The sequence below is a fragment of the Sphingopyxis sp. DBS4 genome (assembly GCF_024628865.1).
GTDB lineage: Bacteria > Pseudomonadota > Alphaproteobacteria > Sphingomonadales > Sphingomonadaceae > Sphingopyxis.
This window is the reverse complement of record NZ_CP102384.1, coordinates 3,942,279-3,958,005: the sequence shown is the minus strand read 5'-3', so window position 1 is coordinate 3,958,005 and position 15,727 is coordinate 3,942,279. Positions and strand designations below refer to the sequence as shown.

Sequence of the window (15,727 nt, the reverse complement as noted above, 5' to 3'; positions counted from 1 at the left end):
CCCAACCAGCGCTAGGGTTTCGCGGCGGCGGGAGCGGCCAGCGCATCGCGCGCGCCGCGGAATCCCATATATTGTTCGGCGAGCATCCAGTCCTGCCGCGCGAGCTGCGGGTCCGACAGGCTGATCGCCTTCGCCTGGTCGAGCAGGCGTCCCGCCTTCGCCGCCGCGTCGCCGTCCAGCAGCGGATAGCTTTCGGCGAGCGCGCGGATTTCCCAGCCCGCCGGCACATGGCGATAGGTGTCGACATAGGTCTCGCCATTCGCGCGGGTGACCATGATGTCGGCCGAGAAATTGCTGTCGATCGGCGACAGCTTGTCGATCCCCGCGACGAAGCCCGCCGCGATGTCCTTTGCTTCGGTCTTGCTCACCTCGGGTAGCAGCGCGACCGTCGCCATCGCCGAGATCGAGGAAGCTTCGGTGCGCAGGCTGTTGTCGGGATAGTCGGCCCAGTTCACGCCGGTCTTGGGTCGCCGCCGCTTGAGCCATTCGACCGCGCGTTCGCGCGCGGCGCGCACTTTCGCGCGGAGCGCCGGGTCGCCGGTCAGCGCCGGGTCGAGCTCGCGCAGCGCGATGACCGCGAAGGCGGTGACATAGGCGGCGGCATTGTCGGGCCGGTTGGCGGCGTCCATCGCGCTCGACCACCAGCCTTCGCCATTCTGCGCCGCGAGCAGCGATTCCACCACCATCGCGGGCGGCGCCCGCTTGACCGCGCCATAGGCCTTGAGCGTCCAGAGCGAGACGATGGTGAAGGGCGCCCCCTCGACGGGCACACAGTGGCAGGGATCGCCGAAGAATTTCGCGACGTCGGCATCGAACCGCGCGAGTTCGCTCGCGCTGGGCGTGGTCTCGACCGCGATGAGCTGCGCGAGGCCCCAGAAGATCTTGCCGTTGGTCGACCCCTCGGTGTCGCGGAGCGCGCTGTCGACCGCGTTGGCGATGACCGGGGCGGCGGTATCGACCGACCGGTCGAGGCTCGCTTCGACCGCCGCCTTGTCGAAAGCGCCCGCGCTCGCGGCATAATACCAGCCGCCTCCGCCGATGACGGCGACCGCCAGAAGCGCGGCGCCGCCGAGCGCGAGCGGCGAAAAGCGTCGGCGCGGGGCGGCGGCGCGCGCCGCCGCGGCCGGGCGGGGCACCGCGGCGCCCTCGCGGCCGAGGCGGCGGTCGATGGCGGCGAGAACGCGCTGCCACGCGGGATGCGCTTCGCTGCCGCCGTCGAAGCCCGACAGGTCGAGGACGTTGACGTTGTAGAATTCGGCCGGCAGCGCCTCGGGGTCCATCTTTTCGAGCCCGATCGCGACGAGCGAGCCGCGGTCGAGGCCGATGCGGCTTTCGATGCGGACCCAGCGCCGCTGGATCGCGGCGGGGGTCCAGCAGCCGAGCACGACCTTCGCGCCCTTGACCGCGCGGTCGATGACGTCGGGAAATTCGGCGCCGGCGTCGATCCCCTCGGCATCGAAGAAGATATGATGGCCGCGCGCGAGCAGCAGGTCGCGCAGCCGCATCGCCTTGTCGGCGTCGGCGCGGCTGTAGCTGATGAAGATGTCGTAGGGGCGCTCGGGCGGCGCGTCGCTCGCTTCTGTCGTCATTGCTGCCCCGGCCTCGGCCCTGTCCCCATTTTCCTGCCGGTAGCGATAGCAGTCCCGCGAGGCTTGGCAAGCGCCGCGCGGCGAACGGTCAGCGCCAGCGCAGATTGCCGCGCGACAGATCGGCGAGGCTTTTCGCGCCCATCAGCTTCATGCCGCGCTCGATTTCGGCGCGCAGCAGGCCGACCGCGCGGCCGACGCCGTCCTCGCCCGCCGCCGCGAGCGCGTAGAGATAGAGGCGGCCGCCCGAACAGGCCTTCGCGCCGACCGACAGAGCTTTGAGCACATGGGTGCCGCGGGTGATGCCGCCGTCGCAGATCACTTCCAGCCGGTCGCCGACCGCATCGACGATCTCCGCGAGCGCGTCGAAGGGTGCGCGGCTGCCGTCGAGCTGGCGGCCGCCGTGGTTCGACACCATGATCGCGGTCGCGCCGATATCGGCCGCGCGCTTCGCATCCTCGACCGCGACGATGCCTTTCAGGCAGAAGGGGCCGTCCCATTGCTTGCGGATCGCCTCGGCGCGCTTCCAGTCGAGGCTCTGGTCGAGCATCGTGGTGAAATATTCGGCGACGGACTTCGGCACGCTCGAGCCCTCGGAGACGTGCGTCGCGAGGTTGGGGAGGCTGAATTTCTCGCGGCAAACGTAGTTCAGGCCCCAGCCGGGCTTGATCGCATAGCTCAGCATGTTGCTTGGCGTGAAGCGCGGCGGCGAGGTGAAGCCCGAGCGCAGGCAGCGCTCGCGGTTGCCGCCAACGATCGTGTCGACGGTGAGCGCGACGGCATCGAATTTGGCGTCGCGCGCCGCGTCGAGCATCGCCTTGTTGAGCCCTTCGTCGTGGTGGACGTAGAGCTGGAAGAGTTTCGGGCCGTCGGTCAGCGCGCCCGCTTCGGCGAGGCCGATCGTCGCGAGGCTGGAGATGCCGGCGACGGTGCCCGCGTTCGCCGCGGCGCGTAGCACCGCACGCTCGCCCTGCCAGTGGAAGAGGCGCTGGAGCGCGGTCGGCGAGAGAAAGAGCGGCATCGCGATCTCGCGCCCGAACAGCGTCGTCTTCATGTCGACATTCTCGACCCCGGCAAGGACGCGCGGGATGAGGTCGCATTGGTCGAAGGCGTCGCGGTTGCGGCGGCGGGTGATCTCATCGTCGGCGGCGCCGTCGATATAGTCGAACACCGGCCAGGGCAGGCGGCGCTTCGCCAGCGCGCGGAAATCGTCGATATTGTGGCAGTCGGTCAGGCGCACCCCATTCCCCCGTTCGTCCTGAGCTTGTCGAAGGACAGTCCTTCTTTGTCACCTATGAAGGAAAATACGGCCCTTCGACAAGCTCAGGGCGAACGGGAAGGGTTAAGGCGTCCCACCACCCGTCAGCCGTGCCAGCGCCCAGCGCGGCTCGATCGGCCGCGCGGCGTCCTGGACGTGTGCGGCTACGCGCGCGCCGATCGCGGGGGCGAGCGCGAAAGCGCGGCCCGCGGCGCCGCCGACGACCCAGACGCGGTCCTGTCCGGGCAGGCGGTCGAGCAACAGGTCGCCGGTCGATGTGCGGCAGTCGTGCGCCGCCGCGCTCGCGACCACGGGGGCGTCGGCCAGGCGCGGCAGGCGCGCGGCGATCCACTGGCGCGCGTCGGCGAGCGCGCGCGCTCCCGCATCGATGTCGGCGCGGCGATCGAAGCTGTCGGGGTCGACGCTGGCGTCGGGCGCGCTTTTCCAGACGCGCACCCCGACCCCCTCGACGTCGGGGAGCAGGTTGAAGCCATAGGCGCGGTCGACGAAGGCGGGCATCGCGGGCGGGCGGAACTGCGTATCGCCCTGACCGGCGCCGAAGTGGAAGACCTGCTGGCGCACCGCCGACAGGCGCGCGGGCGTCAATATCTGCGGGAACAGTTCGGTCAGCCAGGCGCCGGTCGCATAGACGAGATTCTGCGCGGTGCCGCCGTCGGGGAGCAGGTAGAGACCCTGTTTCTTGTCGCGCAGCGGCGCGGGCATCACGATGTCCTCGCATTCGATCTGCGCGTCGAGAATCGTTTCGAGCACCCCGCGGCGACCCGCGATCATCGCGCCTTTAGTGGCGTGCAACACCGCTTCCTCGGGATGCCAGGCGATCTGGGTGAAGCGGCTCCGCAGCCGCTCGCCGGTGGTGCGGTCGGCGCCGCGCGGCTCGGCGACGGCATCGCCCGCGGCGAGCGCGGTCACCGCCTCGCACGGGGTCAGGATCGGCAGGCTCGCGCTGTCGGACAGCCGCTCCCACGCGGTGCGGCTGTCGTCGATGAGCGCCGCGTAAAGCGCATCGCCGCCCTGCACCGGATCGAGCATCATCGACGGCAGGTTCGACGCGGCGCGGCCGTTGCCGGCGCCATAGGCGTCGAACAGCCGGACGCTGAGCCCCGCGCGGACGAGGTGCCACGCGGTCCACGCGCCGATCGCCCCCGCGCCGACCACCGCGACGTCGACATGCTGAACCCTGGGTCGCGCGGGCTTGCGCTTTTTCGACTTGCGTTCCTTGCGTTCGGTCGCGGCAGCCGCGGTTGCGATGGGCAGCGCGGCGAATCCGGCAAGGATGGCGCGGCGCGACGGATTGCTCATGACGGGCAATCCTCCACCCCCGATTCCCCGAGCGAAGCCGAGGGGCTTGTTCGAGCGGAGCGAGAAGCTGCACCGTCGCGGCCTCGACTTCGCTCGGCATAGCCCCTCGGCTTCGCTCGGGGAATCGGGGGATATTGCATTCTGCCTTTCCTCACCGGCCGGCGTCGGCGGCGCCCTGTTTCTTGTAATAGCGATAGCCGCCGATCCAGGTTTCGAGCGGGGTCATCTTGCGGATGTCGTCGGGGCTCGCGAGCAGCGGGTCGTCGGCGAGGATCACGAAATCGGCGCGCATTCCGGGCATCAGCGTGCCGAGCCGATCCTCGGCGAAGGCGGCGAAAGCTGCGGTGCGGGTGAAGCCGTCGAGTGCGGTCTCGCGGCTGACCGTCTCTTCGGGATGCCAGCCGCCGACCGGCTGGCCGTCGGCGCCGGTGCGCGAGATGGCGGCGGCGATGCCGGGGAAGGGGTTCGAGCTTTCGACCGGCACGTCGGACCCGAAGGCAAGGCGGACCCCCGCTTTCTCCATGCTGCGCCACGCATAAGCGCCCTTCAGCCGATCGGGGCCGAGCCGCGCCTCGGCCATCAGCCGGTCGGACGGCTGGTGGATCGGCTGCATCGAGGCGATCACCTTCATCTCGGCAAAGCGCGCGATGTCGGCGGGGTCGACGATCTGCGCATGTTCGATGCGCCAGCGGCGCTCGCCCGGCAGGTCGCGGGAGAGATCGGCGATCGCGTCGAGCGCTTCGGCATTGGCGGCGTCGCCGATCGCGTGGATCGCGACCTGGAACTTGTCCATCGAGGCGCGCACCATCTTGTTGCGAAGCTGCGCGGGGGTCAGCAGCGGCAGGCCCTTCTGCCCCGGCGCGTCGCTGTAGGGCGCCTTCAGCCACGCGCCGCGCGAGCCGAGCGCGCCGTCGAGATAGAGCTTCACCCCGACCATGCGCAGCTTGTCGTCGTAGAGCCAGGGGGTCGGCTCGCCGCCCGCGATCAGCGCCATATTGTCGACGTCGCGGCCATAGCTCAGGATACGGATCGCGAGCTGTTTCTTGTCGCCGGCGCGGCGATAGGCCTGCCAGTCCTGGATCGTCGTCCCCATGTCGGCGATGCCGGTGATGCCCTGCGACAGCAGTTTCTGCTGCGCGAGCAGGAAGGCGCGGTCGAGGTCGCGCGCGAGCGGCTTGGGCTTGGCGGCATCGACGAGCGCGACCGCGGCATCGACGAAGATTCCGCTCGGCTTGCCGCCCGCCATTTCGATCCGGCCGCCCTCGGGCGCCTTGGTCGTCGCGCTGATCTTCGCGGCGTTCATCGCCGCCGTGTTCGCCCAGCCGGCGTGACCGTCGACGCGTTCGAGCCACACCGGACGGTCGGGGACGGCGGCGTCGAGGTCGGCAGCGGTCGGGAAGCGGCCGAGCCCCCATTTCTCCTGATTCCAGCCCGACCCGATGATCCACGGCATTTCGGGGTTGTCGGCGGCATATTTGCGGATCGCCGCCTGCGCTTCGGCGAGGCTGGTCGTGTCCGAAAGGTCGAGGAGCATCAGCGAGAAGCCGAGCCCCATGACATGGCCGTGCGCGTCGATCAGCCCGGGGATGAGGGTGCGGCCCTTGCCGTCCTCCTTGAAATCGGGGCGTTCGGGGCGCTTGTCCTTGCGGTCGAGCAATTGCTTGACCTTGCCGTCGGTGCCGACGAGCAGGCCGGTGAAGCGCACGACCTTGCCGTCCTTGTCGAGGGTGATGCCGTTGACGTTATCGACGAGGGTGTCGGCATGGGCGGGGGCGGCGAGGAGGAAGGCGGCGAGCACCAGCAACCCCCTCCCGCTTGCGGGAGGGGCAGCGAGACTTGCGAGCTTGCTCGCTAGTCGCAGCGGGGTGGGCAGCAGGTTGCGGGCCGTAAGTGCCCACCCCGCTGCAACTAGGCCCGGCTGCGCCGGACCAAGTTTCGCTGCCCCTCCCGCTTGCGGGAGGGGATGGGTGTGTTCCCCACTCACTTCGGCAGCCTCGTCACGAGCGAACTCGTATCCTTGCGCCCGCCGCCGGCCTTCTGCACGTCAGCATAGAATTGATCGACGAGGCTCGCCACGGGAAGCGTCGCGCCGTTTACCCGCGCTTCGTCGAGCGCGAGGCCCAGATCCTTGCGCATCCAGTCGACCGCGAAGCCGAAATCGAACTCGTCCTTCGCCATCGTGCCCCAGCGGTTGAGCATCTGCCAGCTCGCCGCGGCGCCGCCCGATACCGCCTCGAACACCTTGTCGGTGTCGAGCTTCGACGCCTGCGCGAAGCGCACCGCCTCGGACAGCCCTTGGAGCACCCCGGCGATCGCGATCTGGTTGACCATCTTGGTCGTCTGCCCCGCGCCGGGGCCGCCGATGTGGGTGATGCGCGCTGCATAGGCGCGCATGATCGGCTCGGCGGCGTCGAACGCCGCCTGCGCGCCGCCGCACATCGCCGACAGCGTTCCCGCCTGCGCGCCCGACTCGCCGCCCGAGACGGGCGCGTCGACACAGAGCAGGCCCAGCCCCTCGGCCTCGACCGAAAGCTGGCGGGCGATGCGCGCCGAAACGGTGGTGTGGTCGATGAACAGCGCGCCTTTCCGCATCGCCCTGAAGGCACCGTCGCGGCCGAGCGTGACCTGCGCAAGGTCGTCGTCGTTGCCGACGCAGCTCAACACGACATCGGCGTCTTGCGCGGCCTCGGCGGGCGTCGCCGCCGCCGTGCCGCCATATTCGGCGACCCAGGCGTCGGCCTTGGCGCGGGTGCGGTTGTAGACGGTGAGGGCGTGCCCCGCCTTGACGAGATGCCCCGCCATCGGCCCGCCCATGACGCCGGTGCCGATGAAAGTGACGCGCAATTTCTGTTCGCTCATACCCGGTCCATAGCATTGTTTGCTTCGTGCGCCAGATGGGCTAGGGCGCCTATCGCTATGACCGATCAACTCACGCTGACCTCCGCCGCCGATTTTCCGGCGATCACATTGGACGATGTGCGCGCGGCGGCGGGGCGAATTAACGGGGCGGTCGTGCGGACGCCGACGCTGAAGTCGCAGACATTGTCCGAGATGGTCGGCGCCGACGTGTGGTTGAAGTTCGAGAATCTGCAATTCACCGCGGCGTACAAGGAACGCGGCGCGTTGAACGCGCTGCTGCTGCTCGACGACGAGGCCCGGGCGCGCGGCGTGATCGCGGCGTCGGCGGGCAATCACGCACAGGGGCTTGCCTATCACGGCAAGCGGCTCGGCGTGCCGGTCACCATCGTGATGCCGAGCACGACGCCGCAGGTGAAGGTGTCGCAGACCGCGAGCCACGGCGCGACGATCGTTCTCCATGGCGAGAAGTTCGACGACGCCTATGCCCATGCCCGCGAGCTGGAGGTCGAGCGCGGCCTGACTTTCGTCCATCCCTTTGACCATCCGCATGTCGCGGCGGGACAGGGGACGGTGGCGCTCGAAATGCTCGAGGACGTGCCCGAGCTCGACACGCTGATCGTGCCGATCGGCGGCGGCGGGCTGCTCAGCGGCATGGGCACCGCGGCGCGCGGGATCAAGAACGACATGCGCCTCGTCGGGGTGCAGGCCGAGCTGTATCCGTCGATGTATGCCGAACTCAACGGCGTCGACATGGCGTGCGAGGGCGACACGCTGGCCGAGGGCATCGCGGTCAAGGAACCGGGCGCCTATACGCGCAAGATTGTCGCCGAACTCAATGACGACATCGTGCTGGTGGCCGAGCGCCACCTCGAACGCGCGGTCAGCCTGCTGCTCCAGATCGAGAAGACGGTGGTCGAGGGCGCGGGCGCCGCGGGGCTCGCGGCGATGCTTGCGCACCCCGAGGAGTTTGCCGGGCGCAAGGTCGGACTCGTGCTCACCGGCGGCAATATCGACACGCGGCTGCTCGCGAACGTGCTGCTGCGCGACCTTGCACGCTCGGGCCGCATCGCGCGCCTGCGCATCCGGCTGCAGGACCGGCCCGGCGCGCTGTTCAAGGTGATGAAGCTGTTCGACGAGAAGCAGGTCAACATCATCGAAATCTATCACCAGCGCATCTTCACGACGCTGCCCGCCAAGGGGCTGATCACCGACATCGAATGCGAGGCGCGCGACCGCGAGCATCTCGACAGCCTCGTCGCCTCGTTGCGCGACGCGGGCTATATGGTGACGACCGTCGAGCTGGCATGAGGGAATATACGCACGAATTCGTCGCGACGCCTGAGAGCATCGACGAGCTCGGCCACGTCAACAATGCCGTCTGGGTCCAGTGGATTCAGCAGGTCGCGACCGGCCATTGGGACGCCGCCGCGCCGCAGAGCCACAAGGATGCCTATATCTGGGTCGTGGTGCGGCACGAGATCGATTATCTGCGCGCGCTCGGCCCCGGCGAGACGGTGACGGCGCGGACCTGGGTGGCCGACAAGCCGCAGGGCGCGAAGTTCGACCGCTTCATGGAATTCACCGGCGAGGGCGGCAAGGTGCATGTCCGCGCGCGCACGGTGTGGGCGCTGCTTGACAAGGCGAGCGGGCGGCCGCTGCGGGTCACCGACGCGGTGGTGGCGCCGTTTATCGGCTAGCTATTCCTCGGTGCGGATCAGGATCATCTCGCCGATCAGCGCGAAGAGGATGAACGGCCCCCAGGCGGCGAGGAAGGGCGAATAGGCGCCGAGGTCGCCCATCGCGAGCGCGAAATTGTCGGCGACGAAGTAGGCGAAGCCGAGCGCCATGCCGAGGATCGCGCGCACGAACAGCTTGCCCGAGCGCGCGAGGCCGAACGCCGCGACGGCGCCGAGCAGCGGCATCAATATCGCCGACAGCGGCCCCGAAATCTTGTGCCACAGCACGCCCTTCAGCGAATCGACCGGCCGTCCCGCGGCTTCCAGATCGGCGATGGCGGAGGCGAGCTGCGGGAAGGGGAGTTCGTCGCCGTCTACCTGCGCCAGCGTGAACTGGTCGGGACGCACGCCCTTCATCGCGATGACGGTGCCGAGCGGTTCGAGCGTGCCCGAGCGGCGGAGGAAACGCCGGGCATTGGTCAGTTCCCAGCCGCCCGCGACCGGACGCGCGCTGTCGGCCTTGAGCATCGACGACAGCACGCCCTGCGTCCGTTCATAGATGGTGATGGTCCGCAGGATGAGCACCGGTCCGCCGGTTTCGACCGTCGCGGCGTTGATCAGGTCGCTACCCTCGCGGACCCAGATGTTGGTGCGGATGCCGCTGTCCTTCGGCACCTTGGCATATTCGACCTTCTGCCAGGCGCTGAGCGTCGCGGTCGCGCGGGTGACGATGCGTTCGTTGAAGGCGAAGCTGATCCCCGCGACGAGCAGCGCGGCGAGGAACAGCGGCGCGAGCACCTGATGCGCCGACATCCCCGCCGCCTTCATCGCGATCACCTCGCTGTTCTGATTGAGCGTCATCAGCGTCAGGATCGTCCCGAGCAGGACCGAAAAGGGCAGGAATGTCTCGATGATCTGCGGCATCCGCATCCCGACATAGCGCCAGACGTCGCTGTCGCCGTTGCCCGCAACGGCCAGGATCTTGCCGCTTTCGCCGAGCAGGTCGAGCGTCTGCAGCACCAGCACCAGCGCGAACAGAATCGCGAAGGACCGGATCAGGAACATCCGCCCGACATAGATCGCCATCGTGCGCGACGGGAAAAAGTGAAACTGGTGCATCTGGTCCTAGGCCGTCTGTTGCTTGCGCTGGAAGATGCGGATCAGGCCGCGGATGCGCGCGCCGGCCTTGGCCGCGACGCGTTCGAGCGCGCCGATCGGCTGGCCGCCGGGGACGTGCGCGAGCGTATAATACATCCAGATCGCCAGCCCCGCGAACAGCAGGAAGGGAACCCACAGCGCGAGCAGCGGGTCGATGACGCCGCGCGCGCCGAGGTCTTCGGCATATTGGTTGATCTTGTGCTGGGTCACCAGCAGCACGATCGACAGGAAGACGCCGAGCGCCGAGGTCGATCGCTTGGGCGGTATGGCGAGCGCAATCGCGATCAGCGGGACGAGGAACATCGACATGACCTCGACGATGCGGAAATGGAAATTCGCCCGCGATTCGAGCCGCGTCTTGAGCGGCTCGCTCTTGTCCTTGCCGACGACGAACAGTTCAGGGATCGTGAGTTCGCGGTCGGCGCCGCCGCGCAGGCGGAAGGCCTCGATCTTCGGCAGCGGGATCGGCAGATCGTGATTGTCGAAGGTCAGGACGCGCGGCACCGCGAATTTGGGCGATTCGTGGATCAGCACGCCCTGCGACAGGCGCAGGATGATCGTGTTCGGATCGTCGGTCGCAAGGAACTGGCCGCGCGCGGCGGTCGCGGAGACGGTCTGCCCGTCCTTGTTCTCGCCGCGCACGAAAATGCCGCGCAGCGACTTGCCGTCGTTATAGCTTTCCTCGATCCTGAGCGTCATCCGCTGGCCGAGCTTGGTGAATTCGCCGACCTTGATCGACGCCCCGAGCGCGCCCGAGCGCAGATCGAACTGCAAGCCTTCATAGGCATAGCGCGCATAGGGCTGGATGAATCCGACGATTGCGAGGTTGAGCAAAGCGAGCGCGAAAGCAAAGACATAGGGGATGCGGAGCAGCCGCCCGAAGCTCATCCCGACGCCGCGCAGCACGTCGAGCTCGCTCGACGTCGCGAGGCGGCGAAAGGCGAGCAGGATGCCGAGCATAAGCCCGATCGGAATGCCGAGCGACAGATATTCGGGGATCAGATTGGCGAGCATCCGCCACACGACGCTGACCGGACCGCCCTCGGTCGCGACGAAATCGAAAAGGCGCAGCATCTTCTCGAGCACCAGCAGCATCGCCGAGAGGACGAGAGTGCCGAGCATGGGAAAGAAGATGAGCCGCGCGATGTAGCGATCGATGGCGGGTAGCTTATTCAAGTTTCGGTCGCCCCATCACCATGATTTGGCCGCAAATGTTTCCGATATGCCGATTCAAGGGCGACAGGGGCCCATACCAGCCTGGCTGGCATGGCTATAACCACTGGGAGCTATTGCGTCATGTCGAAATTTGTATCGACGTCCCTCTGTCTGGCTTTGCTGTTCGTCGCGGGAGCGGCGAATGCAGAGGGGCAGGTCATGTCGAACGACCTGTCGAAGTGCCGAAGCGGACCGTCCACGCTGGTCCAGATCAACGGATTGAAAGGCGGCACGGGCAAAGTGCGCGTGCAAAGCTATCGCGCGACCGCAGCCGACTGGCTCACCAAGGGCCGCTGGATCAACCGGATCGAAGTGCCCGTGCGCGCGGGGTCGATGACCGTGTGCGTGCCGCTTCCCGAAGCGGGCAGCTATGGCATCGCGGTGCGCCACGACGTCAACGGCAACGGCAAGACCGATCTGACCTCGGACGGCGGCGGCATGTCGAACAATCCGAGCATCAACATCTTCAACCTCGGCAAGCCGAGCTACAAGAAGACCGCCTTTGCGGTCGGCAACGCGCCGCGGACGATCACCATCACCATGAAATATATGTAGGGACGAATGGCGAGCGTCGCGCTTCTTTCCAATCCACGCTCGACGGGCAACCGGGCCCTGTTGCCGCGGGTGCGCGAATATTGCGCGGCGCACCCCGACATTTTCCATTACGAGGTCGAGGATGTCGACCAGATCGGCGAGGCGATCCGCACCATCGCGATGGTCTCCCCGCGCATCGTCGCGATCAACGGCGGCGACGGCACCGTCCAGGCGGCGCTGACCGAGCTCTATTCAGGCGGCCATTTCGGCGGCTCGCCGCCGCCGGTCGCGGTGCTGCCCAACGGCAAGACCAATTTGATCGCGCTCGACCTGGGCGCCGAGGGCGATCCGATCAAGGCGTTGCAACGCGTCGTCGAGCTGGTCCACGATGGCCGGCTCGAGGATCATGTCGTCGAGCGCCAGCTCATCGCGCTCGACCGTGACGGGGGTCGGCCGGTGCTCGGCATGTTCCTCGGCGGCGCCTATCTCGCCGACGTCATGCTCTATTGCCGCCATCGCATCTATCCGCTCGGGCTGCCGAACGGCGTGTCGCACGTCCTCGCCGCGATCCTCGGCCTGTTCGCGATGATCCTGGGGATCGGCGGCGGGCGCCTGCCGCCGAAGCCCGAACCGATGACGGTGTCGCTCGTCCGCCAGGGCGAGTTCCAGGGTAAATTCTCGCTGCTGATCGTCACGACGCTCGAAAAATTGCTGCTCAGCATCCGCACCGGCGACGGCCCCGGGCCGAATGGCCATATGAAGCTGCTCGCGACCGAAAGCAGCGTCGGGGCGCTGTTCCGGATGCTCGGCGCGACGTGGCGCGGGACGCTGGGGCAGAAGCCGCTCGACGGCGTGCATTTCCAGCAGGGTGACGAAATCCGCATCGAAGGCGAACGCTCGAATGTCATCCTCGACGGCGAGATTTTCGAGGCGACGGGCGGCAAGCCGATCATCCTGACCTCGACACAGCCGGTGCCTTTCCTGCGCCTTGCCGCCTGAGCCGGGCATTTCGGCAATGCGCGATTCCACCCATCCCGATTCCCCGAGCGAAGCCGAGGGGGCAGGCCGAGCGCAGTCGAGGCCCATGAGCGGTTCTCGCTTCGCTCGAACGAGCCCCTCGGCTTCGCTCGGGGAGCCGGACAGGCTGGCGCAACTCGTCCGCGAAGAATTGTCGCTCCCCGTCGATCCGCGCGTTGCCGCGATGGCGGCGGCGATCGCCGCCGACTATCCGGGCAGCGCGCGCGCGGTGCTTTTTTACGGGAGCTGCCTGCGCGAGCGCGAACTCGACGGGCTGATGCTCGATTTCTATCTGATCGTCTCCGACTATGGCGACGCCTATCCACGGCGCTGGCTGGCGCTCGCGAACCGGCTGATCCCGCCCAATGTCTTTCCGTTCCAGCACGGCGGACTGATCGCCAAATATGCGGTGCTGAGCGAAGCCGACTTCGACCGGCTGAACGGGCCGGAGACGCGCAATGTGTCGGTCTGGGCGCGCTTCGCGCAGCCGTCGCGGCTCGTCTGGGCGGTCGACGACACCGCGGCGGGGCGGGCCGTCGCGGCGGTGTCGCGCGCCGCGCCGACGCTGCTCGCCGCCGCGGGCTCGCGCGCCGGCGAGGAGCCGCTCGACTGGTGGCGCCGTGCTTTTTCACTGACCTATTCGGTCGAGCTGCGCGCCGAACGCGCGAACCGCGCGCAGTCGGTCGTCGATGCCGATCCCGGCCGCTATCGGCGCTTCAGCGAGCCGGTGATCGCCGCGATTTCCACCGGCGCACCGAGCGGCGGCTGGGCGCGCCGCCGCATCGAGGGCAAGCTGCTCAGCATCGTACGACTGGCGAAAGCGAGCCTCACCTATGCCGGCGGGATCGATTATCTGGCGTGGAAGATCAATCGCCACGCAGGTACGAAGATCGAGATCAAGCCCTGGCAGCGCCGCTGGCCGCTGCTCGCGGCGGTGACGCTGGTGCCGCGCCTGATGAAGAGCGGCGCTATCCGCTGAGCGGCGTGCCAAAGCCGCCTCCCTTTCCCGCTCGTGTCGAGCGAAGTCGAGACACCCATCGACCTTGCGCTGCCGCGATGGGTGTCTCGACTTCGCTCGACACGAACGGAATATGGATGTTGGTCCATAATCGCGCTGTAAACCCTTAAATCAGCCCGCCAGCCGCCGCCCCTCCGCCGGGGCATTGCTGCGCCGGATCGCCTGGTCGAGCGCGGTCAGGGTGAAGGGTTTGCGCAGCACGTCGTGGTCGCCGAATGCCTCGTCCTCGCTCGCATCGCCGGCGTAGCCGGTGACGAACAGCACCGGCAGGTCGGGCCAGCGCTGCTTCAGCCCGGCGATCATTTCGGGGCCGGTGAGTTCGGGCATCAGTACATCCGAGAGGATGAGGTCGAACCCGCCGTGCGTGTCGACGAGCGCCTCGGCGTCGAGCGGATTGCCGCATGCGACCGCCTTATGCCCCAGTTCCTCGACCGCATCGACCGTCGCTGCGAGGACGCGCTGGTCGTCCTCGACGACAAGGATGGTGAGCGCGTCGCCCGGCGCTGCCTCGTCGGCCGCCTCGTTCGCATTTGTCAGCGCCGCGCCTGCTTCCTCGGGCCGCGCGACGGGGAGGAGCATCGCGACGCTCGTCCCTTCGCCTTCGGTCGACGACACCTGCACCTCGCCGCCCGACTGGCGACAGAAGGCGAAGACCTGGCTCATGCCGAGGCCGGTGCCCTGGCCGGCGGGCTTGGTGGTGTAGAAGGGATCGAAGACGCGTTCGAGCACTTCGGGCGACATGCCGCAGCCGGTGTCGATGACCTGCACCGCCAGCGCCGCCGCTTCTTCCTCTTCATCGCGCAGCGTGCGGATCGTCAGCGAGCCATGGCCGTCCATCGCATCGCGCGCGTTGACCGCGAGATTGAGCAGCGCATTCTCGAACTGCTGGCGGTCGACCCAGCAGGCCAGGTCGGGTGCATGCAGATCGAGCGTCAGCGCGATGCGGTCGCCGATCGTCCGTTCGATCAGCTCGGCGAAGCTGGTGATGCACTCGTCGACCGGCATCATTTCGGGGCGCGCGGGTTCCGATCGCGCGAAGGTGAGCAGGCGGCGCGTCAGGTCGGCGGCGCGGTTGGCGCCGTCCATCGCATTGCTCAGGTGCCGTTGCGCCTTGTCGGGCGCGGTCGCGACGAGCCGCTGCGCGAGTTCGAGCCCGCCGACGACGACCGCGAGCATATTGTTGAAATCATGCGCAATGCCGCCGGTCAATTGGCCGACGGCTTCCATCTTCTGCGCCTGACGAAGCTGCGCCTCGGCCGCTTCGCGCTCGCCCATCTCGCTGCGCAGCGCGTCGTTGGCCTGCGCAAGCTCGGCGGTGCGCGCCTCGACCGCGGCCTCGAGCTGCATCGCGCGGTCGCTCTCGAACAAGGTTTCGCGCCGCGCCGCGCGGCGTTCGCCCTCGGCGCGGACGAGCGAGACGGTGGCGGCGATCGCGATCACCGCGGCGGCGGCGCCGAGCAGCGAAAAGAGCAGGATCGCCTGGTTGAGGCTGGCGCGGTCCGACGCCGCGACGCGATTGCGCTCGAACAATATCCGGCGCTCGTTGCGAATGAGGCTGGACAACAGCCGGTCGATGCGGATCAGCGCGGCGTCGTGGCCGGCGGCATTATATTTGGATATGGCGGCGACGGTCTGGCGATAATTGGCGCTGAGTGCGGCGTCGCCGAGCTGGGCGCCGCGCGCGTCGAGTTCGGCGGTCAGTTTGCGGACGAGCTCGGCCTGCTCAGGATTGTCGCGGACGTTGCGCTGGAGCAGCGTCAGATATTGCTGCGACAGCCCCCATTGCTGTTGATAGACGCGGCCATCCTCTTTCTGCAGCCCGACCGCGAAGCGACCGAGCGCGGCTTCGGCGCGGGCCAGTGCCGCGTCGAGGCTGCGCGTCTGCGAGATGATTTCCAGGCTGTGCGCCTGCCAGCCGAGCGAGCGGTCGTAATCGTCGTTGGCGCGGCTGAGCAGCAGGACGAGCGCCCCGACCACGCAGGTCAGGATCGCGCCCAGTCCGACGGTCAGCCAGAAGCGAAACCGCTCCCGCCGTTCCTCGGTTTCATCGTCCAGATCCCGCTCGAACACGCGTGCGTTCTACCGG

Annotated in this window: 13 protein-coding genes; 5 read left to right on the top strand and 8 right to left on the bottom strand. The window is 68.0% G+C overall.

The window, feature by feature from the left end; all coding sequences use genetic code 11:
* Window positions 1-11: 11 nt before the first annotated feature.
* The 5 genes from NP825_RS19105 to NP825_RS19085 all read right to left on the bottom strand — a co-directional run bounded on the left by NP825_RS19105 (window position 12) and on the right by NP825_RS19085 (window position 7,023).
* Window positions 12-1,589 carry a toll/interleukin-1 receptor domain-containing protein gene (locus NP825_RS19105; RefSeq protein ID WP_257546600.1) on the bottom strand — a complete coding sequence of 526 codons (1,578 nt, stop codon included), beginning with the start codon at window positions 1,587-1,589 and terminating at the stop codon, window positions 12-14.
* 88 nt (window positions 1,590-1,677) lie between these two features.
* Window positions 1,678-2,826, bottom strand: coding sequence for an alpha-hydroxy acid oxidase (locus NP825_RS19100; RefSeq protein WP_257546598.1), 1,149 nt, complete (start codon window positions 2,824-2,826; stop codon window positions 1,678-1,680).
* A gap of 102 nt (window positions 2,827-2,928) precedes the next feature.
* A complete protein-coding gene (locus NP825_RS19095; protein WP_257546596.1) occupies window positions 2,929-4,164 on the bottom strand; it encodes an FAD-binding oxidoreductase in 1,236 nt (411 codons plus the stop codon).
* A 151-nt stretch (window positions 4,165-4,315) separates the two neighbouring features.
* Entirely contained in the window at window positions 4,316-5,968 is a 1,653-nt protein-coding gene (locus NP825_RS19090; RefSeq protein ID WP_374046509.1) for an amidohydrolase, read from the bottom strand.
* Window positions 5,969-6,144: 176 nt separating this feature from the next.
* A complete protein-coding gene (locus NP825_RS19085; protein ID WP_257546591.1) occupies window positions 6,145-7,023 on the bottom strand; it encodes an NAD(P)-dependent oxidoreductase in 879 nt (292 codons plus the stop codon).
* Window positions 7,024-7,080: 57 nt separating this feature from the next.
* Between NP825_RS19085 and NP825_RS19080 the strand changes: the two genes are divergently transcribed.
* Window positions 7,081-8,331, top strand: coding sequence for a threonine ammonia-lyase (locus NP825_RS19080; protein ID WP_257546589.1), 1,251 nt, complete (start codon window positions 7,081-7,083; stop codon window positions 8,329-8,331).
* The gene (locus NP825_RS19075) at window positions 8,328-8,720 is read left to right on the top strand and encodes a thioesterase family protein (protein ID WP_257546587.1); all 393 of its coding nucleotides are present in this window, start codon (window positions 8,328-8,330) and stop codon (window positions 8,718-8,720) included. The genes NP825_RS19080 and NP825_RS19075 overlap by 4 nt, the downstream gene beginning before the upstream one ends.
* Here NP825_RS19075 and lptG read toward each other — a convergent pair whose 3' ends face one another.
* Together lptG and lptF are read right to left on the bottom strand one after the other, a co-directional pair.
* Entirely contained in the window at window positions 8,721-9,818 is a 1,098-nt protein-coding gene (lptG, locus tag NP825_RS19070; protein ID WP_257546585.1) for an LPS export ABC transporter permease LptG, read from the bottom strand.
* A 6-nt stretch (window positions 9,819-9,824) separates the two neighbouring features.
* Window positions 9,825-11,033, bottom strand: a complete 1,209-nt coding sequence (gene lptF / locus NP825_RS19065; protein ID WP_257546583.1) for an LPS export ABC transporter permease LptF — start codon at window positions 11,031-11,033, stop codon at window positions 9,825-9,827.
* Window positions 11,034-11,153: 120 nt separating this feature from the next.
* On the opposite strand from lptF, the gene NP825_RS19060 reads away from it, so the two are divergent.
* The 3 genes from NP825_RS19060 to NP825_RS19050 all read left to right on the top strand — a co-directional run bounded on the left by NP825_RS19060 (window position 11,154) and on the right by NP825_RS19050 (window position 13,602).
* Complete coding sequence (locus NP825_RS19060) at window positions 11,154-11,627, top strand: DUF2141 domain-containing protein (protein WP_257546581.1); 474 nt, start codon at window positions 11,154-11,156, stop codon at window positions 11,625-11,627.
* Between the two features lie 6 nt (window positions 11,628-11,633).
* Window positions 11,634-12,605 (top strand): diacylglycerol kinase family protein, encoded by a 972-nt coding sequence (locus NP825_RS19055; RefSeq protein WP_257546578.1) that lies wholly within the window; start codon window positions 11,634-11,636, stop codon window positions 12,603-12,605.
* Between the two features lie 85 nt (window positions 12,606-12,690).
* The gene (locus tag NP825_RS19050; RefSeq protein WP_257546576.1) at window positions 12,691-13,602 is read left to right on the top strand and encodes a hypothetical protein; all 912 of its coding nucleotides are present in this window, start codon (window positions 12,691-12,693) and stop codon (window positions 13,600-13,602) included.
* A 150-nt stretch (window positions 13,603-13,752) separates the two neighbouring features.
* Here NP825_RS19050 and NP825_RS19045 read toward each other — a convergent pair whose 3' ends face one another.
* On the bottom strand, window positions 13,753-15,711 hold the full coding sequence (locus tag NP825_RS19045) for an ATP-binding protein (protein WP_257546574.1): 1,959 nt from the start codon (window positions 15,709-15,711) through the stop codon (window positions 13,753-13,755).
* Window positions 15,712-15,727: the final 16 nt, after the last annotated feature.